This is a genomic window from Dryocola mayonis (assembly GCF_051307045.1).
GTDB lineage: Bacteria > Pseudomonadota > Gammaproteobacteria > Enterobacterales > Enterobacteriaceae > Dryocola.
In genome coordinates, this window is record NZ_CP150452.1 from 3,339,470 (window position 1) to 3,361,176 (window position 21,707).

At 57.4% G+C, this 21,707-nt stretch carries 13 protein-coding genes and 4 pseudogenes; 5 read left to right on the forward strand and 12 right to left on the reverse strand.

From position 1 onward, the window contains the following. The first annotated feature begins 298 nt into the window (after nucleotides 1-298). Nucleotides 299-659 (forward strand): annotated as a pseudogene (gene queD, locus WLO32_RS16170) (6-carboxytetrahydropterin synthase QueD). Nucleotides 660-738: 79 nt separating this feature from the next. Here the strand turns inward: queD and queE are convergent. The 3 genes from queE to WLO32_RS16185 all read right to left on the reverse strand — a co-directional run bounded on the left by queE (nucleotide 739) and on the right by WLO32_RS16185 (nucleotide 3,775). After that, a complete protein-coding gene (gene queE / locus WLO32_RS16175; protein WP_435946023.1) occupies nucleotides 739-1,410 on the reverse strand; it encodes a 7-carboxy-7-deazaguanine synthase QueE in 672 nt (223 codons plus the stop codon). Nucleotides 1,411-1,523: 113 nt separating this feature from the next. Next, nucleotides 1,524-2,222 carry an N-acetylmannosamine-6-phosphate 2-epimerase gene (locus WLO32_RS16180; protein ID WP_435946025.1) on the reverse strand — a complete coding sequence of 233 codons (699 nt, stop codon included), beginning with the start codon at nucleotides 2,220-2,222 and terminating at the stop codon, nucleotides 1,524-1,526. Then, nucleotides 2,219-3,775, reverse strand: coding sequence for a PTS transporter subunit EIIC (locus WLO32_RS16185; protein WP_435946027.1), 1,557 nt, complete (start codon nucleotides 3,773-3,775; stop codon nucleotides 2,219-2,221). Before WLO32_RS16185 ends, WLO32_RS16180 begins: the two co-directional genes overlap by 4 nt. A 175-nt stretch (nucleotides 3,776-3,950) precedes the next feature. On the opposite strand from WLO32_RS16185, the gene WLO32_RS16190 reads away from it, so the two are divergent. After that, nucleotides 3,951-4,778: a MurR/RpiR family transcriptional regulator gene (locus tag WLO32_RS16190; RefSeq protein ID WP_435948323.1), complete on the forward strand. Its 828-nt coding sequence runs from the start codon at nucleotides 3,951-3,953 to the stop codon at nucleotides 4,776-4,778. Nucleotides 4,779-4,871: 93 nt separating this feature from the next. Here the strand turns inward: WLO32_RS16190 and eno are convergent. The 5 genes and pseudogenes from eno to rlmD all read right to left on the reverse strand — a co-directional run bounded on the left by eno (nucleotide 4,872) and on the right by rlmD (nucleotide 12,612). Further along, nucleotides 4,872-6,168, reverse strand: a pseudogene (gene eno, locus WLO32_RS16195) (phosphopyruvate hydratase). A gap of 81 nt (nucleotides 6,169-6,249) precedes the next feature. Then, nucleotides 6,250-7,887, reverse strand: coding sequence for a glutamine hydrolyzing CTP synthase (pyrG, locus tag WLO32_RS16200; protein ID WP_435946029.1), 1,638 nt, complete (start codon nucleotides 7,885-7,887; stop codon nucleotides 6,250-6,252). A 225-nt stretch (nucleotides 7,888-8,112) separates the two neighbouring features. Next, nucleotides 8,113-8,904, reverse strand: a complete 792-nt coding sequence (mazG, locus tag WLO32_RS16205; RefSeq protein WP_435946030.1) for a nucleoside triphosphate pyrophosphohydrolase — start codon at nucleotides 8,902-8,904, stop codon at nucleotides 8,113-8,115. A 115-nt stretch (nucleotides 8,905-9,019) separates the two neighbouring features. Beyond that, nucleotides 9,020-11,248 carry a GTP diphosphokinase gene (relA, locus tag WLO32_RS16210; RefSeq protein WP_435946032.1) on the reverse strand — a complete coding sequence of 743 codons (2,229 nt, stop codon included), beginning with the start codon at nucleotides 11,246-11,248 and terminating at the stop codon, nucleotides 9,020-9,022. A 50-nt stretch (nucleotides 11,249-11,298) separates the two neighbouring features. Next, nucleotides 11,299-12,612, reverse strand: a complete 1,314-nt coding sequence (gene rlmD / locus WLO32_RS16215; protein WP_435946033.1) for a 23S rRNA (uracil(1939)-C(5))-methyltransferase RlmD — start codon at nucleotides 12,610-12,612, stop codon at nucleotides 11,299-11,301. A gap of 59 nt (nucleotides 12,613-12,671) precedes the next feature. On the opposite strand from rlmD, the pseudogene barA reads away from it, so the two are divergent. Further along, nucleotides 12,672-15,429, forward strand: a pseudogene (barA, locus tag WLO32_RS16220) (two-component sensor histidine kinase BarA). 40 nt (nucleotides 15,430-15,469) lie between these two features. Here barA and WLO32_RS16225 read toward each other — a convergent pair. Further along, a complete protein-coding gene (locus tag WLO32_RS16225; RefSeq protein ID WP_435946035.1) occupies nucleotides 15,470-16,042 on the reverse strand; it encodes a TetR/AcrR family transcriptional regulator in 573 nt (190 codons plus the stop codon). Between the two features lie 241 nt (nucleotides 16,043-16,283). Between WLO32_RS16225 and WLO32_RS16230 the strand changes: the two genes are divergently transcribed. Beyond that, nucleotides 16,284-17,366, forward strand: coding sequence for an MBL fold metallo-hydrolase (locus WLO32_RS16230; RefSeq protein WP_435946037.1), 1,083 nt, complete (start codon nucleotides 16,284-16,286; stop codon nucleotides 17,364-17,366). Nucleotides 17,367-17,398: 32 nt separating this feature from the next. Next, a complete protein-coding gene (locus tag WLO32_RS16235) occupies nucleotides 17,399-17,740 on the forward strand; it encodes a helix-turn-helix domain-containing protein (protein ID WP_435946039.1) in 342 nt (113 codons plus the stop codon). A 49-nt stretch (nucleotides 17,741-17,789) separates the two neighbouring features. Here WLO32_RS16235 and WLO32_RS16240 read toward each other — a convergent pair. The 3 genes and pseudogenes from WLO32_RS16240 to WLO32_RS16250 all read right to left on the reverse strand — a co-directional run bounded on the left by WLO32_RS16240 (nucleotide 17,790) and on the right by WLO32_RS16250 (nucleotide 21,706). Continuing rightward, a pseudogene (locus WLO32_RS16240) lies at nucleotides 17,790-18,939 on the reverse strand (glycerate kinase). Between the two features lie 61 nt (nucleotides 18,940-19,000). Further along, a complete protein-coding gene (gene gudD / locus WLO32_RS16245) occupies nucleotides 19,001-20,341 on the reverse strand; it encodes a glucarate dehydratase (protein ID WP_435946041.1) in 1,341 nt (446 codons plus the stop codon). Nucleotides 20,342-20,365: 24 nt separating this feature from the next. Further along, on the reverse strand, nucleotides 20,366-21,706 hold the full coding sequence (locus tag WLO32_RS16250) for an enolase C-terminal domain-like protein (RefSeq protein WP_435946043.1): 1,341 nt from the start codon (nucleotides 21,704-21,706) through the stop codon (nucleotides 20,366-20,368). Nucleotide 21,707: the final 1 nt, after the last annotated feature.

Consider the following 21,707-nt stretch of genomic DNA (forward strand, 5'->3'; position numbering starts at 1 on the left):
TAGCAAAAGGTCCGTTTTCATCATTCAACGGTAAAAAGCATTGATAGCGTAAGGTTAACCAGCGGGATAATAACAATTAAAGAAGGGATGGAAATAACAAATAACCAAAATGACTAACCGCTTTTTCGGGTAATGCATAACATTAAAAACGATTAAATAACCATTTGATATTAAATGCATTTATCCTGTAAAAGCCTTGTTCGGCGGCGATTAAGCAAAGATGATAGTTTTAGTTAATGCGTAAAATAGTGGATTCCGGTACTATGCGGCGGTTTTTCGCCCTACTGAGACTGCAATAATGGCAACCACCCTGTTTAAAGATTTTACCTTCGAAGCCGCTCACCGCCTGCCGCACGTGCCGGAAGGTCATAAGTGCGGCCCGCCTGCACGGCCACTCGTTTATGGTGCGCCTGGAAATCACCGGCGAGGTCGATCCGTATACGGGCTGGATTATGGATTTCTCCGAGCTTAAAGCCGCGTTTAAGCCGACCTACGACAGGCTGGATCACTACTATCTGAACGATATTCCAGGCCTTGAGAATCCAACCAGCGAGGTGCTGGCGAAATGGATTTGGGAGCAGATGAAACCGGTTGTGCCCCTGCTTTCCGCGGTGATGGTAAAAGAAACCTGTACCGCCGGATGCGTGTACAAAGGTTAATTTCACGGCGATGTCGGGTGGCGCTACGCTTGCCGTCCGCATGCTGAAAAGAAAGGCACCCCGGGGTGCCTTTTTTGTTTTAAGCGATATTCAGATACTTATGCGTCTGCATCGAAAGCCGCCAGTTGCGGGCGATGCAGGTTTCAATGCACAGGCGGGTCGCGTCTTCTTTCTGGCTGATCGGCTGCAGCGCGATAATACGGCTTTTATCATCGCTGAGCGTCGCCAGCAGCTCATCTAAGGCTTCAATGTCCCGCATACGCCCGACAGGATGTTTGATTTCATCCGCGCGCTCCAGCGCCTGAGAAAGCACATCGTAGCCGCCGCGCATATTCACCTTCGGCGAAACCGTTACCCAGGTCGTTGCCGTGCAGCGCACCTCGTGCGTGCCGCTGGTTTCAATCTGGCAGCTAAAGCCGTGGTGCTCCAGCAGCGTCGTTAAAGGATGCAGATCGTGAATACAGGGCTCGCCGCCGGTGATGACTACGTGGCGGGCGGTATAGCCCTGGCGCTGCATCACCGCCAGCAAATCTTCCGGACTTGCCGCGCCCCATTTATCGCTCTCTTTGGTTTTGGCCAGAATGCTGAACAGAGAGACTTCACGATCCGCGAGTTTATCCCAGGTGTGTTTGGTATCGCACCAGGCGCAGCCCACCGGGCACCCCTGCAGGCGAATAAAGATGGCGGGCACACCAGTAAAATAGCCCTCCCCTTGCAGGGTCTGGAACATCTCGTTAATCGGGTACTGCATAATCATCTCTGTAATAGGCGTAAAGATTAATTATCGCAGAACTCGGTGCCGAGATCATGTTTAAAGGGGTGAGCGGCTCAATCGGGGGGCGATCAAGCCGCTCACCGCCATGATTACGCAGGCGTAACCATGGCGTTTACGAAGCGGCGGGTAATCTGCTGCGGGCGGGTTATCGCCCCGCCGACCACCACCGCATGAGCGCCCAGCGCCAGACAGCGCGCCGCCATTTCAGGCGTTTCCACATTGCCTTCCGCAATCACCGGCGCCTTAACCGCGGCCACGACGTCGCGCAGAAACTGACAGTCGTTATCCGCCAGTATTTGCCCTTTGGTTTCCGTGGTGTAGCCGTGCAGCGTGGTGCCAACGCAGTCAAAACCGATCTCTGCGGCGTAGCGCGCCTCCTCGACCGTGGCGATATCCGCCATCAGCAGCAGTTCTGGATAACGCTTGCGAACCGCTTCGACCAGCGCGCGCAGCTCAAGATCGCCCGGACGCCGGTGGCTCGTGGCGTCCATAGCGATCATCGCCGGTTCCGCCGCCATTAATTCATCCACCTCTTTGAGGGTCGGCGTGATGTAAACATCGCTGCCCGGATAGTCGCGTTTAATAATGGCGATAATGGGTAAATCCACGATTTCGCCAATGGTTTTTACGTCGATCAGGCTGTTGGCGCGGATAGCCGACGCCCCGCCCTGAGCCGCGGCCAGCGCCATGCGCGACATAATAAACGGGCTGTGCAGCGGTTCGTTATCCAGCGCCTGGCAGGAGACGATGAGTTTTCCCTCAATTTGCGACAACATGGAAGGTTTCATGGGGCGAGAATCTCCTCTACTTCATTTTTGATAATGGTGACGTGCGGACCGTAAATAACCTGAACGCCGTTCCCGCGGCGGATAACCGCTCTTGCGCCGGTTTCTTTGAGCAAAGCTTCGTCGAGAAGCGTACCGTCGTGCAGCGTGACGCGCAGCCGTGTGGCGCAGCAGTCCAGCTCGACAATGTTCTCTTTGCCGCCCAGGGCGACGACGACCTGCTGGGGACGTTCGCCCACGGCCATCTGCGCGCTCTGCGCCGTAACCTCTTCGCGGCCGGGCGTTTTAAAGTTGAAGCGCGTGATAACGAAACGGAAGGTGAAGTAATAAAGGAAGAACCACGGGATACCGACCAGCGGCACAAACATCCAGTTGGTTTTCGCCTCGCCCTGCAGCACGCCGAACAGGATGAAGTCGATAAAACCGCCGGAGAAGGTCTGCCCGATGGTGATGTGCAGCATATGCGCCAGCATAAAGGCCAGCCCGTCGAATACCGCGTGAATCACATACAGCACCGGCGCGATAAACAGGAACGAGAACTCAATCGGCTCGGTGATACCGGTTAAAAACGAGGTCAGCGCCGCGGAAATTAGCAGCCCGGCTACGCGTCTGCGGTTTTCCGGCCTGGCGGTGTGATACATCGCAAGACAGGCGCCAAGCAGGCCAAACATCATGGTGATAAAGCGCCCGGACATAAATCTTGAGGTGCCGACGTAGAACTGCCGGGTGTTGGGATCGGCAAGCTGGGCGAAGAAGATGCGCTGCGTGCCTTCGACCAGCTGGCCGTTGATCATCTCAGTGCCGCCAAGCGCGGTGGTCCAGAACGGCAGATAGAAAATATGGTGCAGGCCGAACGGGCCGAGCATGCGCAGCACAAAGCCGTAGATAAAGGTGCCGAAGTAACCGGTGGCGTCCACCAGCCCGCCCATGCCGAAAATCAGCTTCTGGAAATGCGGCCAGACGACGGTCATCACCGCGCCGACCACGATGGCCGCAAGCGAGCTGACGATAGGAATAAAACGCGACCCGCCAAAGAAGCCGAGAAACTGCGGCAGGGCGATTTTGTTGTACCTGTTATGCAGCAGGGAGGTGACCAGGCCGATGACCACGCCGCCGAACACGCCGGTCTCCAGCGTCTGGGTGCCAAGGGCCATGCCCTGCCCCACCGCGCCCGGGTTCGTTGCCGCCAGCGCGCCGCTTAACGTCAGCAAGGCGTTGATGGTTGCGTTCATCACCAGATAGGCCAGCAGCGAGGCCAGTCCGGCGGTGCCCTTATCGCCCTTCGCCAGCCCTACCGCGACGCCCACCGCAAACAGCACCGCCAGGTTGGCAAACACAATAGATCCGGCGCTCGCCATGATGGTGAAAATGCCCTGCAGCCAGGCGACGTCAAGGAACGGATAGGCCGTGATGGTGTTGGGGTTGGACAACGCGCCGCCGATGCCCAGCAGCAAACCCGCCGCGGGCAACACCGCCACCGGCAGCATAAAGGATTTTCCAAAGCGCTGGGCTTTCTCGAACCAGACCCCTGATGATGCTCCGCTAAATACTGACATAAATTTTCTCCCCGCCCTTTTGTTGTGGTGAAAATTTTTACCACAATAAACAAACTGGACTGAAAATTTCCATCATCATTACGATCGAGATCACATTTAATCGAATCTGCTGGCACAGCGCCGGGGCTTTCCGCCACACTAGGCGCAGTTTTAATGAGGAAGCGGGATGGGTTCGATGACGGAAAATGAAAATATATTGCTGCACCTGCGTCAGGGGCTGCCGGGCTATAGCCCGACGCTGCAAAAACTGGGGGATTTCATCCTTACCCAGCCGCAGAAGGTGCTGTATCTGACGATTACCGAGCTGGCGCGGGAAAGCGAAACCAGCGAGGCAAGCGTCACTCGCCTGTGCCGTCATTTAAGCTGCAAAGGCTACACCGAGTTCAAAATGGCGCTGGCGCTGGATATTCAGCAAAACCAGCCCGCCGCTGCGGCCAGCGAAGACAGCATTGACGAGCTGGTGGAAGAGTCCGTGCAGGCGCTGCGGGACACCGGGAAGCTTATCAATCGCGATGTGCTTATGCAGGCGGGCCTCGCGCTCCACGAATCGACATCCGTACAGATTTACGGCGTGGCCGCCAGCGCCATAATGGGCGACTACCTGCACTATAAGCTGCTGCGGCTGGGCAAATCGGCCCAGCTTTTCAGCGATATGCACCGTGCGGCGATGAATGCCGCCACGCTCGGCGAACGCGATCTGGTGGTGGCGATCTCCAGCTCCGGCTCGACGAAAGATCTGCTGCACGTAGTGAAGCTTGCCAAAAAGCGCAGGGCGCGCGTGCTGCTGCTGAGCAATACGCTTCGCAGCCCGCTGGCCGATCTGGCCGATCTGCTGCTGGTGGCGGCCAAACCGGAAGGCCCGCTTAGCGCAGGCTCGCTGAACGCCAAAGTCGGCGCCATGCTGCTGGTGGAGGTGCTGATCGGGGAGCTGGTTTCCCATGACGGCAGCTATACCGCCGCAAGCCAGCAAACCGCAAGCGCGACGTTACCGCTGCTGATCTAAAAGCGGGCGGAAAATCCCCGGCCAGCCCGGATTTCAGGCATAAAAAAACCCGCTCGCGCGGGTTTTAGCAGAATATAAAGCGACAGTAAGAAATTACTGGCCTTTAACTTCTTTCAGACCGTTGAACGGTGCTGCATCGCCCAGCGCTTCTTCGATACGAATCAGCTGGTTGTATTTAGCAACGCGGTCAGAACGGCTCATAGAACCAGTTTTGATCTGGCCTGCAGCGGTACCTACGGCCAGGTCGGCGATGGTAGCGTCTTCGGTTTCGCCGGAACGGTGAGAGATAACCGCGGTGTAGCCTGCGTCTTTCGCCATTTTGATCGCAGCCAGAGTTTCGGTCAGAGAACCGATCTGGTTGAATTTGATCAGGATGGAGTTAGCGATGCCTTTTTCGATGCCTTCTTTCAGGATCTTGGTGTTGGTTACGAACAGGTCATCACCAACCAGCTGGATTTTGTCGCCCAGAACTTTAGTCTGGTATGCGAAGCCATTCCAGTCGGACTCGTCCAGACCGTCTTCGATAGAAACGATTGGGTACTGTTTGGTCAGATCTTCCAGGAAGTGGGTGAATTCTTCAGAGGTGAAAGCTTTGTTGCCTTCGCCAGCCAGAACGTATTTACCGTCTTTGTAGAATTCGGAAGCCGCGCAGTCCATAGCCAGAGTAACGTCTTTACCCAGCTCGTAGCCTGCAGCTTTAACCGCTTCAGCGATAACAGCCAGCGCTTCTGCGTTGGAACCCAGGTTAGGCGCGTAGCCGCCTTCGTCGCCAACAGCGGTGCTCATGCCTTTAGCTTTCAGCACTTTAGCCAGGTTGTGGAACACTTCAGAACCGATACGAATCGCTTCTTTCAGCGTTTTAGCGCCAACAGGCTGGATCATGAACTCCTGGATGTCGACGTTGTTGTCGGCATGCTCGCCGCCGTTGATGATGTTCATCATAGGCAGTGGCATAGAGTATTTGCCCGGAGTACCGTTCAGTTCAGCGATGTGCGCGTACAGCGGCAGGCCCTTTAGAGGCAGCGGCAGCTTTAGCAGCGGCAAGAGAAACGGCCAGGATGGCGTTCGCACCGAAGTTGGATTTGTTTTCGGTACCATCAAGATCAATCATGATCTTGTCGATGTTAGCCTGGTCTTTCGCATCTTTACCCATAACCGCCTGAGCGATTGGGCCGTTTACAGCGGCAACGGCTTTAGTGACGCCTTTACCCATGAAACGAGATTTGTCGCCATCGCGCAGTTCCAGCGCTTCGCGGGAACCAGTAGAAGCACCTGATGGTGCCGCAGCCATACCTACGAAACCGCCTTCCAGATGAACTTCGGCTTCAACAGTCGGGTTACCACGGGAGTCGATGATTTCACGACCGATGACTTTAACGATTTTGGACATTAGGTTTTCCTCAGTACAAGTTAAACTAAAACTCCAGACAAACAACGCGCGAAATGTCGCGCGTTGCCGTTCTAACTCTGCTTACTTCGCCTGACGCTTCTGGTATTCGCCCGCGGCTTTTACAAAGCCTGCAAACAGCGGATGCCCATCACGCGGGGTGGAAGTAAATTCCGGGTGGAACTGGCAGGCGACAAACCACGGGTGATTTGGCACCTCGATGATTTCTACCAGCTGATCGTCACCGGAGCGGCCTGCAACTTTCAGACCCGCTGCTTCAATCTGCTTTAGCAACATGTTGTTGACTTCATAGCGGTGGCGATGACGTTCAACGATGGTCGGCTCGCCGTACATCTGGCGTACCAGGGTATCGTCGGTCAGCTGACACTGTTGGCCACCAAGACGCATGGTGCCACCCAGATCGCTCTTCTCGGTACGAACTTCAACGTTGCCTTCTTCGTCACGCCACTCGGTGATTAAGGCGACCACCGGGTACTTACAGTCTGGCACAAATTCGGTGGAGTTGGCGTTCGCCATTCCTGCCACATTTCGTGCAAATTCAATCAGCGCCACCTGCATACCCAGGCAAATACCTAAGTACGGGATGTTGTTTTCACGGGCGTAGCGCGCGGTGGCGATTTTGCCTTCCACGCCGCGGTAGCCGAAACCGCCAGGGATCAGGATAGCGTCCAGGCCCTTGAGCAGCTCATCGCCGCGCGTCTCAACATCCTGCGAATCAATCAGCTTGATGTTGACGGTCAGACGGTTTTTCAGGCCGCCGTGTTTTAGCGCTTCAATCACGGATTTGTAGGCGTCCGGCAGCTCAATGTACTTGCCGACCATACCGATGGTGACTTCGCCCGTTGGATTCGCTTCTTCGTAGATAACCTGTTCCCATTCGCTCAGGTTAGCTTCGGGAACGTTTAAGCTGAATCGTTTACAAATATAATCGTCCAGCCCCTGTGATTTCAACAGGCCTGGAATTTTATAGATAGAATCGACGTCTTTCAGAGAAATAACCGCTTTCTCCGGGACGTTACAGAACAATGCAATTTTCGCGCGCTCGTTGGCCGGAACCACGCGGTCAGAGCGGCAAATCAGCACGTCCGGCTGAATACCGATGGAAAGCAGTTCTTTAACGGAGTGCTGCGTCGGCTTGGTTTTCACTTCGCCGGCTGCGGCCATGTACGGCACCAGCGTCAGGTGCATATAGAGCGTGTGCTCACGGCCCACTTCAACCGCCATCTGGCGAATCGCTTCGAGGAACGGCAGGGATTCGATATCGCCTACGGTGCCGCCGATTTCAACCAGCACCACATCGTAGCCTTCGCCGCCTTCAAGGATGCGTTCTTTGATAGCGTTGGTGATGTGCGGAATAACCTGAACGGTGGCGCCCAGATAGTCGCCGCGGCGTTCTTTACGCAGCACTTCTGAGTAGATACGGCCCGTAGTGAAGTTGTTACGACGCGTCATTTTGTTGCGAATGAAACGCTCGTAGTGACCCAAATCCAGATCGGTTTCAGCGCCGTCTTCGGTAACGAACACTTCCCCATGTTGAATAGGGCTCATGGTGCCCGGATCGACGTTGATGTACGGATCGAGCTTCATGATGGAGACGTTGAGGCCACGGGCTTCGAGAATAGCTGCGAGGGAGGCTGCGGCAATGCCTTTACCCAGAGAGGAAACGACCCCGCCGGTCACAAAAATATAGTTCGTTGTCATGCTGAACCTGAGAAGTTAGGTTTAAAGACGATGGAATAACCAGGACGGGAAAGTAGTATACCCGAACAGTATGGGCGCCACAAACATTCATTCTTTACCCGCCAACCTGACCTCGCGCTTTGTCAGGCTGCGGAAAATAGCGGATCTGCCATAAATGTTTTTGACGCAAATCAAGCGCTTGTTAAATTGAATTTGACATTAAATGCGCCCGACAGCAAAAACGCGTTAGATATCAGTTTCCTGGCGTTTAACCTGCTGCCAGGCGTTTTCCATCTGTTCGAGGGTTGCGCCCGGCATTTCCAGGCCCTGCGCGGCAATAATGCTTTCGACTTCGCGGAAACGGCGCTCAAATTTACGGTTGGCTTTTTGTAAGGCGACCTCGGCTTTGGTGCCTAAATGGCGCGCCAGATTCACCGTAGCGAACAGTAAATCGCCGACTTCTTCTTCGAGCTTCGCTTCATCAACCACCGCCTGCTGCGCCTCGTGCATCACCTCGTCAATTTCCTCATGCACTTTGTCCAGCACCGGGCCGAGAGAATGCCAGTCGAAGCCAACGGACGAGCAGCGCTTTTGTATTTTTTGCGCGCGCATTAAAGCGGGCAACGCCTCAGGGATATCGTCCAGCGCGGAATGCTGCTCTTTTTCAGCGCGCTCGGCGGTTTTTATCTGCTCCCACTTAGTCAGCACTTCATGGCTTGTGCCCGCCTCGCCGTCGGCAAAAATATGCGGGTGGCGGCGTTCGAGCTTATCGCTGATGGCGGCGCAAATATCGTCGAAATTAAAACGCCCTTCTTCCTGGGCCATCTGCGCGTAAAACACGACCTGGAACAGCAGATCGCCCAGCTCGCCGCGCAGGTCTTCGAAATCTTCGCGGTTGATGGCGTCGAGCACTTCGTAAGTTTCTTCAAGCGTGTACGGCGCGATGGTGGCAAAGGTTTGTTCGCGATCCCACGGGCAGCCGTTTTCCGGGTCGCGCAGGCGCTTCATGATGCCCAGAAGGCGGGAGATTTGAGTCAAGGTCTGTCCTTTACAAAACGTAGGGCGGATAAGCGATGCGTCATCCGCCAGGGGTATCGAAGGAATCGGTGGACGGCGCTTCGCTTATCCACCCTACAAAGTTACCGGCGTAATATCAGCCGTGCAGACGCTTAGCATCGATAATATCCGGCACCTGATTGAGCTTACCGAGCACGCGGCCCAGCACCTGCAGGTTGTAGATTTCAATGTTCATATCGATGGTGGCCAGCTGCTGCTTAGTGTCGCTGCGGCTCGCCACGCCCAGCACGTTCACCTTCTCGTTCGCAAGAATAGTGGTGATGTCGCGCAGCAGCCCGCTACGATCGTTAGCCGTTACGCGTACCACCAGCGAGTAGCCGCTGGAGTAGCTTTCGCCCCATACGGCGTCAACGATGCGTTCCGGTGCCTGGAACTGCAGCTCGGCGAGCTGATCGCAGTCCGCACGGTGAATGGAGATCCCGCGGCCCTGGGTAATAAAGCCGACGATTTCATCCCCCGGAATCGGCTGGCAGCAGCGCGCAATGTGGTGCATCAGGTTGCCCACGCCTTCAACCACCACGCGGCCGTTATCCTTGCTGCGCGACTGCGGGGCGTAGGTTTTCTGCTTGAGCTGGCGCAGCGCCTGCTCGTCCTGCTCGGCGGCGGTCGGTTTATTAAACTGCGCCTGCAGGAAGTTGCTCATCTGGTTGAGACGAATATCGCCGCCGCCAATCGCCGCCAGTAACTCATCGATTTCATTAAAGTTATAGCGCGGCAGCAGATGCTTCTCCGCCTCTTTCAGGCTGATGCCCAGACGTTCGATTTCGTCATCCAGAATCTGGCGCCCCGCGAGGATATTCTTATCGCGATCCTGTTTGCGGAACCAGTTGTGGATTTTGGCGCGTCCGCGGCTGGTGGTGACATAGCCGAGGTTCGGGTTCAGCCAGTCGCGGCTCGGGTTCGGCTGTTTCTGGGTGATGATTTCAATCTGATCGCCCATCTGCAGCTGATAGGTAAAGGGCACGATGCGCCCGCCAATCTTCGCGCCGATGCAGCGATGGCCGACGTCGCTGTGAATATGGTAGGCGAAGTCGAGCGGCGTGGAGCCCGCGGGCAAATCCACCACGTCGCCTTTTGGCGTAAACACGTACACCCTGTCGTCGAAGACCTGGCTGCGCACTTCGTCGAGCATCTCGCCGGAGTCCGCCATTTCTTCCTGCCAGGCGATCAGTTTACGCAGCCACGCGATGCGGTCTTCGTGGCCCGTATTGCCGCTGCGCGCGTTGCCCTCTTTGTACTTCCAGTGGGCGGCGACCCCCAGCTCCGACTCTTCGTGCATCTGCTTCGTACGGATCTGGATTTCGATAGTTTTGCCGTGCGGCCCCAGTACCACCGTGTGGATCGACTGGTAGCCGTTGGGTTTCGGGTTGGCGACGTAATCGTCGAACTCGTCCGGCAGGTGGCGGAAATGGGTATGCACGATGCCCAGCGCGGCGTAGCAATCCTGCAGGCGTTCCGCAACGATGCGCACCGCGCGCACATCGAACAGCTCGTCGAAGGCGAGAGATTTCTTCTGCATTTTGCGCCAGATGCTGTAGATGTGTTTCGGACGGCCGTACACCTCGGCTTTTACGCCCTCTTCCTTCATCGACTTGCGCAGCGATGCCACGAACTCGTCGATATAGTGTTCGCGATCGATTCGGCGCTCATGCAGCAGTTTGGCGATGCGCTTATATTCCGCGGGATGCAGATAGCGGAAGCAGTAATCTTCCATTTCCCACTTCAGCTGCCCGATGCCCAGGCGGTTGGCGAGGGGGGCGTAGATATTGGTACACTCTTTTGCGGCAAGCACGCGCTCATCTTCCGGCGCGTCCTTCACCTCGCGCAGGTGGGCGATGCGTTCGGCAAGCTTGATGACCACGCAGCGGAAATCATCCACCATCGCCAGCAGCATGCGGCGTACGTTATCCACCTGCTCGGCGGAGACGGAGTCGGTATGGGCGGCTTTTAGCTGACGAATGGCGGCCATGTCGCGCACGCCGTGAATCAGCGTGACGACCTGGCTGTCGATGCTCTCGCGCATCACCTCTTCGCTGACCACGTCCGCATCGGCAAGCGGGAACAGCAGCGCCGCCCGGAGCGTATCGTTGTCCATGCTCAGCATGGAGAGGATCTCGACCATTTCGACGCCGCGCCACAGCAGGAGATCCGCATCCGGATGGCCTTTGGTCTGCTGTTCGCAGTAACGCCAGGTTTCGGCTAAGCGTTCACACGACTGCTGGCTGGCGATCCCGAGGCTTTCAATCCATTTATCGGGCGCAAATTCGCCGGCTTTATTGAGATGTGCACTTCTTACCGCAACCATTATCCTCTCCTGTCTGGTACTCGCATCAGGCCGCTTGCCTGATTAACCGCTTAAATACGCTCAAAGAGCGCCATTGACTCCAGGTGCCCAGTGTGGGGAAACATGTCGAGCATTGCCAGCCGCCGAATCTGGTAACCCGCGCTTAATAACGCCTCGCTGTCGCGCGCAAGCGTCGTGGGGTTACAGGAAACGTAAACCACCCGCCGCGGCGCAAGTTTGATAACGTGCTGCATTACGCCCGGCGCGCCCGCGCGCGCCGGGTCGAGCAGTATTTTATCAAAGCCCAGCGCCGCCCAGGGGTGGCGGGTCACATCCTCTTCCAGATTCTCATGAAAGAAGGTGACGTTTTTCAGTGAATTATAACGCGCATTATATTCACCTTTCGCCACCAGCGCAGCAACGCCTTCAACGCCGACCACGCTTGCCGCGCGTTTTGCCAGCGGCAAAGTAAAGTTTCCCATCCCGCAAAACAGATCCAGCACCCGGTCCTCGGGCTGAATATCAAGCCAGTCGATAGCGCGGGCGACCATTTGCTGGTTTACCGCGTCGTTCACCTGGATGAAATCGCGCGGGCTAAAGCTTAAGCGTAGCCCGTCTGAATGATACCAGGGAGCCGCATCGCCCGGCGCTTCCAGAGTTTCGCTGTCCGGCGCCAGAAATAGCGTGACTCCTGCCGTTTGCGAAAAACGTTCCAGTTTTTCCCGGTCGCCCATTTCAAGCGGGCTGAGATGGCGCAGCACCATCAGCGGGCCGCCGTCCGCAAGCACCAGCTCCACATGGCCTAAACGACGCACGGCTTTTAACTCTGACAAGCACAGACGCAAAGGTTCCAGCAACGCTTCAAGTTGGGGCGCTAAAACGGGGCACTGATGAATATTAACCAGCTCTTTGTCGCTCGCTTTGCGAAAGCCCATCTGCAAGGTTTGCGTTTTGAGGTGAAAATTCAGGCTCAGGCGCGCGCGACGGCGATAGCCCCAGGGCTTGCCGGCAATAATTTCATCAACCTGACGCGGCGACTCCCGCGTTCCCATCATGCGCGCCAGGGCGCGGGACTTCGCCTGCTGCTGCAGCGCAACGCTCGCATGCTGCTGCTGGCAGCCACCGCAGACGCCAAAATGCCGGCAGCGCGGGGCGACGCGTTCCGGACTGTCGTTCAGACGTTTTTTCACTACGGCCTGCGCAAAGCTGCGTTTATCCTCGGTGATAGCGATTTCCGCCTGCTCGCCCGGCAGGGCGCCGGCGATAAACAGCGCTTTTCCATTGTGACGCGCCACGCCCTGTCCGAACGGATCCAGGTCATTAACCGTCACGGTTATGATTTGACGAGTCGTAACCCGTCGCTTTGCAGAGTAGAATTGCGCCATAAGTGGAGATGTGCTCTCAAATATTAACCGTTGTCTTAATTGTCCCATATCGGAACCCCATGACCAACTACAGCCTGCGGGCACGCATGATGATCCTGATTCTGGCTCCGACGCTGATGATCGGTTTGCTGCTCAGCACCTTTTTCGTGGTCCATCGTTACAATGACCTACAGCGCCAGCTGGAGGATGCCGGCGCCAGTATCATTGAGCCGCTTGCGGTCTCAAGCGAATACGGCATGAACTTCCACAGCCGCGAATCCATCCGTCAGCTGGTCAGCGTGCTGCACCGCCGCCATTCGGATATCGTGCGGGCCATTTCCGTCTTTGACGAAAATAATAAGCTTTTTGTCACCTCCAATTATCACCTCAGCCCCTCGGAGCTGCAGCTGCCGGACGGACAGAAGCCGCCGCAAAGCCTGAGCGTGACGCGCAAAGGCGACGTTATTATTCTGCGCACGCCAATCATTTCCGAAAGCTATTCGCCGGACGAGTCGGCAATCATCGATGCCAAGCCCGCAGGCAATACGCTCGGCTACGTGGCGATGGAGTTGGATCTTAAATCCGTGCGCCTGCAGCAGTATCGGGAAATTTTTATCTCCACAATGATGATGCTGTTCTGCGTGGGCATCGCCATGCTGTTTGCCTATCGGCTGATGCGCGACGTCACAAGCCCGATTCGCAATATGGTGAACACCGTTGACCGCATCCGCCGCGGACAGCTTGATAGCCGCGTCGAAGGCTTTATGCTCGGCGAGCTGGATATGCTGAAGAACGGCATTAACTCGATGGCCATGTCGCTCACCGCCTATCACGAAGAGATGCAGCATAATATCGACCAGGCGACCTTCGATCTGCGCGAAACCCTCGAACAGATGGAAATCCAGAACGTTGAGCTGGATTTAGCGAAGAAACGCGCCCAGGAGGCCGCCCGCATCAAGTCAGAATTCCTCGCCAATATGTCCCACGAGCTGCGTACTCCGCTCAACGGCGTCATCGGCTTCACGCGCCTGACCTTAAAAACCGACCTTAACCAGACCCAGCGCGACCATCTGCACACCATCGAACGTTCGGCAAACAATCTGCTTACCATCATCAACGACGTGCTGGACTTCTCGAAGCTCGAAGCGGGCAAGCTGATACTTGAAAGCATCCCCTTCCCGCTGCGCAGCACGCTTGATGAAGTGGTTACCCTGCTGGCGCATTCGGCTCACGACAAAGGTCTGGAGCTGACGCTGAATATCAAAAACGACGTGCCGGACAACGTGATCGGCGACCCGCTGCGCCTGCAGCAGGTGATAACCAATCTGGTCGGCAACGCCATTAAATTTACCGAAAGCGGCAATATCGACCTGCTCGTCGAGAAGCGCTCGCAGGGCAATAATAAAGTCCAGATCGAAATGCAGATCCACGACACCGGCATCGGCATCCCGGAGCGCGAGCAGTCGCGGCTGTTCCAGGCGTTTCGCCAGGCGGACGCCAGCATTTCACGCCGCCACGGCGGCACCGGCCTTGGCCTCGTCATCACGCAAAAGCTGGTTAACGAAATGGGAGGCGATATCTCCTTCCACAGCCAGCCTAACCGCGGCTCGACCTTCTGGTTCCATATTAATCTCGATTTAAACCCGAATGCGGTGCTGGACGGCTATTCCACCGAAAACCTGGCCGGCAAGCGCATCGCCTACGTCGAACAGAACGCCACCGCTGCGCAAAGCACCCTTAACCTGCTGGCCGACACGCCTTTAACCGTGGTCTACAGCCCGTCGTTTGCGACGCTGCCCGACGAGCACTATGACATTCTGCTCATCGGCGTACCGGTGACCTTTACCGACGCGCTGAGCATGGAAAATCCGAAGCTGGTGCGGGCCACCGCGATGACCGACTGCCTGATTCTGGCGCTGCCGTGCCATGCGCAGGTCAGCGCGGAGTCGCTTAAAAAGCAGGGGGTTTTCGCCTGCCTGCTCAAGCCGATAACCTCAACGCGCCTGCTGCCCATGCTGGCAGACCGCGCGCTGTGCAAAACGCCGCAGCTTGCCGCAGGCCCTAAGCGACGGCAAATTCCCGATGACGGTAATGGCCGTCGACGACAACCCCGCCAACCTGAAGCTGATTGGCGCCCTGCTGGAGGACCATGTCCAGAACGTGGTGCTATGTGAAAGCGGCCTGCAGGCCATCGACCGCGCCAAGCAGATGCAGCCGGATATTATTTTGATGGATATTCAGATGCCGGAAATGGACGGCATCCGCGCCTGCGAGCTGATACGCCAGCTGCCGCACCATCAGCAAACGCCGGTCATCGCCGTGACGGCGCATGCGATGGCGGGGCAAAAAGAGAAGCTGCTCAGCGCCGGGATGAACGACTATCTCGCCAAGCCTATCGAAGAGCAAAAGCTGCACAACCTGCTGGCGCGCTATCAGCCGGGCAGCATCGTAGCCGGCAGCGCGCCGTCGTTCGATGCCGTGCCGCCGGCGGAAAGTAAAAACCAGACGCTGGACTGGGCGCTCGCCCTGCAGCAGGCGGCAAACAAGCCCGACCTGGCGCGGGATATGCTGCAGATGCTGCTGGCCTTCCTGCCGGAAGTACGTAATACCGTTGAGGAACAGCTGGTGGGCGAAAATCCGTCCGGGCTGTTAGAAATCATCCACAAACTCCACGGCAGCTGCAGCTACAGCGGGGTGCCGCGGCTGAAAAAGCTGTGTATGACGCTTGAGCATGAAATGCGCAACGGCGCCCCGCCGCAGGAGCTGGAGCCGGAGCTGCTTGAACTGCTGGATGAAATGGATAACGTCGCCAAAGAGGCGCAGAGAATGCTGGCGTAAGGCGGATAAGCGCAGGCGTATCCACCGCCAGGAAGGCGCGCTAGCCCTTGGTCATCGCCCGCCACATCACCTCGAAACCGGCCGTTTTATAGTTGTCCGCCTCCTGGGGTTCACGGGAGGCGAATTCCATGGTGGTTTCCGCCAGCGAGAAAAAGATCGCATCGGCAAAAGCGGACTGCCCGCAGGAGAAAAACTCGCTGGTGATGCAGGCTTCCGCCAGCTCGTGCAGCTCCGGGTAAAGCTGGGCCGCCCGCTCCATGGTTTCTTCGGTGATTTTGTCGGATACCGCAAGCTGGCGCATCGCCTTGCTTGCCGCCGGCGAAATCAGTCCCCAGTCGATAAAGCCGCTCCACACCGCGCGAGCGCGCTCTTTTACCGAAGATCCGGGACGATAGTTTTCCATCATCGTTTTGCCAAGGCTTGACTTGAGGTGCAGGTAGAGCGCGTTTAGCAGCTCATCTTTAGTGGCGAAATAGCGAAATAGCGTCCCCTCGGCGACCCCGGCTTTTTTGGCAATGAGCGAGGTTGCCGCGCCCAGCCCCAGCTCGGCCACCGCCACTTTTGCCGCTTCAAGAAGGGCTATACGTTTATCTTCACTTTTTGGACGAGCCACATTTCCTCACAGTTCTCACGATTTTCCCCAAAATTAAACCATGTTAGCCGGCGCCTGAGCAACCATACTGGCGGCCTGCGGGATTTCACCTGCGCCGGATGGCCCGCTGACAAAAATGTGATTGACGGTCGGCCGCGCGTTTCTATAATGAGTGTTCACTCACTCAATGACAATCGTATTTCGTATGACGCCGCCCAGGCCCCGTCGTAAAACTGTCAAAACAATCATTCTGGTGGTCATTATGTTAGCAGGCAGTATCGCTGGTTTTACCAGGCTCTTCTCGATGATCGAGTTTGGAAAGCTGCCGGATGGACAGCGGCTTGCGCGAATTCAGGCCTCGCCAAACTGGCGTGACGGCAGGTTTCATAACGAAACGGCGACGCCGATGTACACCAACGGCAAAAGTTTTTTATCGGTGCTAGCCGAGTTCCTGTTCGTAAAGCATAAAGACACCAGGCCCGAATACGCTTTGCCGGTGATAAAGACGGATTTGCGGTCGCTGAAAAGCGATGAGGATCTGGTGGTCTGGCTTGGCCACTCCTCGTGGTTTATGCAAATCGGCGGCCATAAAATCCTTATCGACCCGGTGTTCAGCGGCTACGCCGCGCCCTTTTCTTTCCTCAACAAGGCGTTTAACGGCGCTTCTCCCTGGCAGGCGGCGGATATGCCGACGATCGATTACCTGATTATCTCTCACGATCACTGGGATCATCTGGATTATCCGACGCTGACGGCGCTTAAGCCCAAGGTGAAAAAGATCGTCACGGCGCTGGGCGTAGGTTCGCATCTGGAAGCCTGGGGCTTTGCGCCGGAAATCATCCACGAGCTGGACTGGCACGAAAAGGCGGCGGTGACGCAAGATTTAACTATCCACGCCCTGCCGGCGCGCCACTTCTCCGGACGCGGCTTAACCAGTAACAAAACGCTCTGGGCAAGCTTCATGTTTGTCACCCCGCGCCAGAAGATTTTCTACAGCGGTGACAGCGGCTACGGTCCACATTTCAAAAAAATTGGCGAACAGTTCGGCCCGCCAGACCTCGCCATTCTGGAAAACGGCCAGTACGACCCGGCCTGGCAAAACATTCATATGCTGCCTGAAGAAACCGCCGCCGCCGCCGCTGACCTGAACGCTAAGGTGATGCTGCCAGGACACGCCGGGCGTTTTTCAATGTCAAACCACACCTGGTACGATCCCTGGAAAAGGATCGCTGCGGCTAGCAAAGACCGGCTTTACACCCTGCTGACGCCGGAAATGGGCAGCGTGGTGAAAATGCACGATCCGCAACAAAAGTTCTATTCCTGGTGGGAAGCAAAAACCGATTAACCATCGACATATGCATAAGAAAAGGAGGATGTATGTCCATGCCCGAACGCTTCATGGAATCCCTGATTGAATGGATTGAAGACAACATGGATAAGCCGCTCAGAATTGAAGACGTGGCGAAACATTCCGGCTATTCAAAGTGGTACCTGCAGCGGCTGTTTACCAGCACCACCGGGAAAAGCATGGGGACCTGGATCAGGGACAGAAAGCTGCTGCTGGCCGCCGAGGACCTGGTCAATACGAACGACAGAATCGTTGATATTTCAGAGCGTTATGGCTTTGATTCCCAGCAGTCCTTTACGCGTATCTTTGGCAAAAAATACACTATTTCGCCTTCGGCCTACCGCAAAATGCACCTCAGAAAGGTAGCCTGATGAAGCCGAACTCCCGTCTGATAACGCCATCGTTCGGGAGCCGCTTTCTTTACGTATCGGGAAACGAACGGCCTATCGCCAGCGCTGCGGCGATGTTGCGTGCCGCCATGCGCAGGTTATCCCCGGCGTTTTCCAGCGCCTCTTCAAGGGTGCAGATGGTGTACAGCACGCTGAATACCGCATCCAGCCCGTGCTCGTGAACCACGCCGACATCCCTGGTAAGGCTGCCCGCAATGCCAATCACCGGCTTGTTGTAGCGTTTTGCCACCTTTGCCACGCCAACCGGCACCTTGCCGTGAATGCTCTGGCTGTCAATGCGGCCTTCGCCGGTGATAACCAGATCCGCGTCGCGCACGACCTTATCGAGCTCAAGCGCTTCGGTCACAATCTCGATGCCCTGCCGTAGCTCGGCGCCGCAAAAGGCGTACAGGGCGGCGCCCATGCCGCCCGCCGCGCCGCCGCCCGCCATCTTCAGCACGTCAATATCCAGATCGCGGGCGATAATTTCTGCGTAGTGCCCAAGCGCGTCATCCAGCTGTTTCACCATGGCCGGGGTAGCGCCCTTCTGCGGCCCGAAAACGGCGGAAGCGCCCTCGTCGCCGGTTAAAGGATTGGTGACGTCGCAGGCCCACCTCGATGCGGCAATCCCGCAGGCGCTTATCCAGCCCGCTGATATCAACGCAAGCCAGATGTTCAAGCTCGCCGCCGCCGTATCCCAGCTGCTCGCCGCGCTCGTTGAGCAGCCTCGCGCCCAGCGCCTGCACCATGCCGATGCCGCCGTCGTTCGTTGCGCTGCCGCCGATGCCGATAATGATGTGCTTTACGCCGCCGTCCAGCGCGTGGCGAATAAGCTCGCCCGTGCCCCACGAAGTGGTGAGCAACGGATTACGCTCCGCTAGCGGAACCTGCTCCAGCCCGCTGGCCGCCGCCATTTCGATAAAAGCGCACTCGCCGTCGCCGGAAAGCCCATAAAATGCCGCAACCGGCCTGCCCAGCGGCCCCGTCACGTTAACCTCCACAAGGCTGCCTTCCGTTGCCGCGACCATGGCCTCTACGGTGCCTTCCCCCCCATCTGCGACCGGCAGCTTCACGTACCGGGCGGCGGGAAAAATTTCCCGGAAGCCCGCTTCTATCTGTGTCGCCACCTCCAGAGCGCTGAGGCTCTCTTTCCAGGAGTCTGGTGCGATTACAATTTTCATATGCCGTCCGTCGCGATTGGGAGTTGTCATGATCCGGCGCCCGCGGGCGCCGGCGGCTAGCTTAACGCACCATGCAGGGGCGTTTATTATCAAAAGTCCATTGCGGGATAAGATACTGCATTGCCATAGCGTCATCCCGTGCGCCAAGCCCGTGTTTTTGATACAGCTCGTGGGCCTTCATCACTTCGTCCATATCCAGCTCAACGCCCAGCCCCGGCGTGGACGGCACCTGCACCATGCCGCCTTTAATTTCAAACGGCCGCCGGGTCAGGCGCTGATTGCCCTCCTGCCAGATCCAGTGGGTATCGATGGCGGTAACGTTGCCCGGCGCGGCGGCCGCCACGTGGGTGAACATCGCCAGAGAAATATCGAAGTGGTTGTTGGAGTGGGAGCCCCAGGTCAGACCGAAATCATGGCACATCTGGGCTACGCGTACCGAGCCTTGCAGGGTCCAGAAATGCGGGTCCGCAAGCGGGATATCGACAGATTGCAAAGACAGCGTATGGCCCATCTGCCGCCAGTCGGTGGCGATCATATTGGTGGCCGTTGGCAGGCCGGTTGCCCGCCGGAACTCCGCCATCACTTCACGGCCGGAATAGCCCTGCTCCGCGCCGCACGGATCTTCAGCATAAGCCAGCACGCCGCGTAGCTGTTTGCCCAGGCTGATGGCTTCGTTGAGCGACCATGCGCCGTTCGGATCCAGCGTCACGCGCGCCTGCGGGAAACGTTTTGCCAGCGCGGTTACCGCTTCGGCCTCCTCGCTCCCGGCCAGCACGCCGCCTTTAAGCTTGAAATCGTTAAAGCCGTATTTTTCATAGGCGGCTTCGGCAAGGCACACCACGGCGTCCGGCGTCATGGCTTCCTCATGCCGTATACGATACCAGTCGCATTTCTCCGTCGGCTGGCTTTGGTAAGGCAGCGGAGTAAGCCTGCGGTTGCCGACGAAGAACAGATAGCCCAGCATTTCCACTTCGCTGCGCTGCTGCCCGTCGCCCAGCAGGCTTGCGACGTTGACGCCAAGGTGCTGGCCGAGCAGGTCGAGCATCGCCGCCTCAATACCGGTGACCACGTGAATGGTGGTGCGCAAATCAAACGTCTGCAGGCCGCGGCCGCCGGCGTCGCGGTCGGCAAATTTCTGCCGCACGTCGTTGAGAATATTTTTGTACTCGCCGAGGGTTTTTCCCACCACCAGCGCCGCGGCCTCTTCCAGCGTCTGACGGATTTTCTCGCCGCCCGGAATTTCGCCCACGCCGGTATGCCCGGAGTTATCTTTAATGATGACGATATTGCGGGTGAAAAACGGCGCGTGCGCGCCGCTCAGGTTCATCAGCATGCTGTCGTGACCGGCGACGGGGATAACCTGCATGGCGGTGACCGCCGGGGTCGAAGTTGAGGTGCTCATGATTCATTCCTTGTGCAAAATATCTTATCCGCGGCCAAAGGCCGGACGTTTACGATCGAACTGCCAGCCGGGCGCCAGATACTGCATGGCGGCGGCGTCGTTACGCGCCCCGCCGGGCAGCGACTTATAGACCTCGTGCGCCTTTCGCACCTGCTCCCAGTCCAGCTCCACGCCCAGCCCCGGCGCGTCCGGCACGGCAATCCTGCCGTTGACGATTTGCAGCGGAGATTTTGTCAGGCGCTGCTCCCCCTCCTGCCAGATCCAGTGGGTGTCGATGGCGGTCGGCCTGCCCGGCGCCGCCGCGCCCACATGGGTAAACATCGCAAGCGAGATATCGAAATGGTTATTCGAATGGCAGCCCCAGGTCAGCCCCCAGTCATCGCATAGCTGCGCTACGCGTACGGCACCGCTTAGCGTCCAGAAATGCGGATCGGCCAGCGGAATATCTACTGCATTAAGCATTACCGCGTGGTTCAATTCACGCCAGTTGGTGGCGATCATATTGGTAGCGACGGGCAGGCCGGTCGCCCGCCGGAACTCCGCCATTACTTCACGACCGGAATAGCCCTGCTCCGCGCCGCACGGATCTTCGGCGTACGTCAGAATATCGCCCATGCCTTTACACAGGCCGATGGCTTCATCCAGCAGCCAGGCGCCGTTTGGGTCCACGGTGATGCGCGCCTCCGGGAAGCGTTTTTTCAGCTCGCGCGCGGCGTCCATTTCCTGCTCGCCCGGCAGCACGCCGCCTTTGAGTTTAAAATCTTTAAACCCGTAGCGGTCCTGCGCGGCCTCCGCCAGGCGCACAATCGACCGGCTGCTTAAGGCTTCCTGATGGCGCAGCTCATACCAGGCGTGGCCGGCGTTTTTACCGTCAAGGTAGGGCAAATCGGTTTTGTTGCGATCGCCGATATAAAAGAGATAGCCCAGCACCGTAACTTCGTCGCGCTGCTTACCCGGCCCTAACAGCTCGCAAACCGGCACGTTCAGCGCTTTGCCCAGTAAATCCAGCAGCGCGGCCTCCAGCGCCGCCACCGCGTTGACGCGCAGCTCGAACGTCCAGGCGCCCTTGCCGAAGGTATCAAAATCGGCCGACTGGTTGCCCTTATGGACGTTCTGCACCACGCGATTCATACGCGCGACTTCCTGCCCCACAACCTGCGCGGTGGCCTCCACCAGCGTCTGGTAAATCACCTCGCCGCCCGGCGCCTCGCCAACGCCGGTGTTTCCGGCGTTATCGGTAAGGACCACAATGTTGCGGGTAAAATACGCGCCGTGCGCGCCGCCGATATTGAGCAGCATGCTGTCATGGCCTGCTACCGGAATCACTTTCATATCGGTTACTATCGGACCTGCCTGAGTCTTCATC

Bases quoted from the DNA above. Each gene is read 5' to 3' on its own strand.
- WLO32_RS16235 (WP_435946039.1), top strand. From the start codon at position 17,399: ATGTCCATGCCCGAACGCTTCATGGAATCCCTGATTGAATGGATTGAA.
- pyrG (WP_435946029.1), bottom strand. From the start codon at position 7,887: ATGACAACGAACTATATTTTTGTGACCGGCGGGGTCGTTTCCTCTCTG.
- rlmD (WP_435946033.1), bottom strand. From the start codon at position 12,612: ATGGCGCAATTCTACTCTGCAAAGCGACGGGTTACGACTCGTCAAATC.
- WLO32_RS16185 (WP_435946027.1), bottom strand. From the start codon at position 3,775: ATGTCAGTATTTAGCGGAGCATCATCAGGGGTCTGGTTCGAGAAAGCC.
- WLO32_RS16190 (WP_435948323.1), top strand. From the start codon at position 3,951: ATGACGGAAAATGAAAATATATTGCTGCACCTGCGTCAGGGGCTGCCG.
- WLO32_RS16230 (WP_435946037.1), top strand. From the start codon at position 16,284: ATGTTAGCAGGCAGTATCGCTGGTTTTACCAGGCTCTTCTCGATGATC.
- WLO32_RS16180 (WP_435946025.1), bottom strand. From the start codon at position 2,222: ATGAAACCTTCCATGTTGTCGCAAATTGAGGGAAAACTCATCGTCTCC.
- queE (WP_435946023.1), bottom strand. From the start codon at position 1,410: ATGCAGTACCCGATTAACGAGATGTTCCAGACCCTGCAAGGGGAGGGC.
- WLO32_RS16250 (WP_435946043.1), bottom strand. From the start codon at position 21,706: ATGAAGACTCAGGCAGGTCCGATAGTAACCGATATGAAAGTGATTCCG.
- relA (WP_435946032.1), bottom strand. From the start codon at position 11,248: ATGGTTGCGGTAAGAAGTGCACATCTCAATAAAGCCGGCGAATTTGCG.
- gudD (WP_435946041.1), bottom strand. From the start codon at position 20,341: ATGAGCACCTCAACTTCGACCCCGGCGGTCACCGCCATGCAGGTTATC.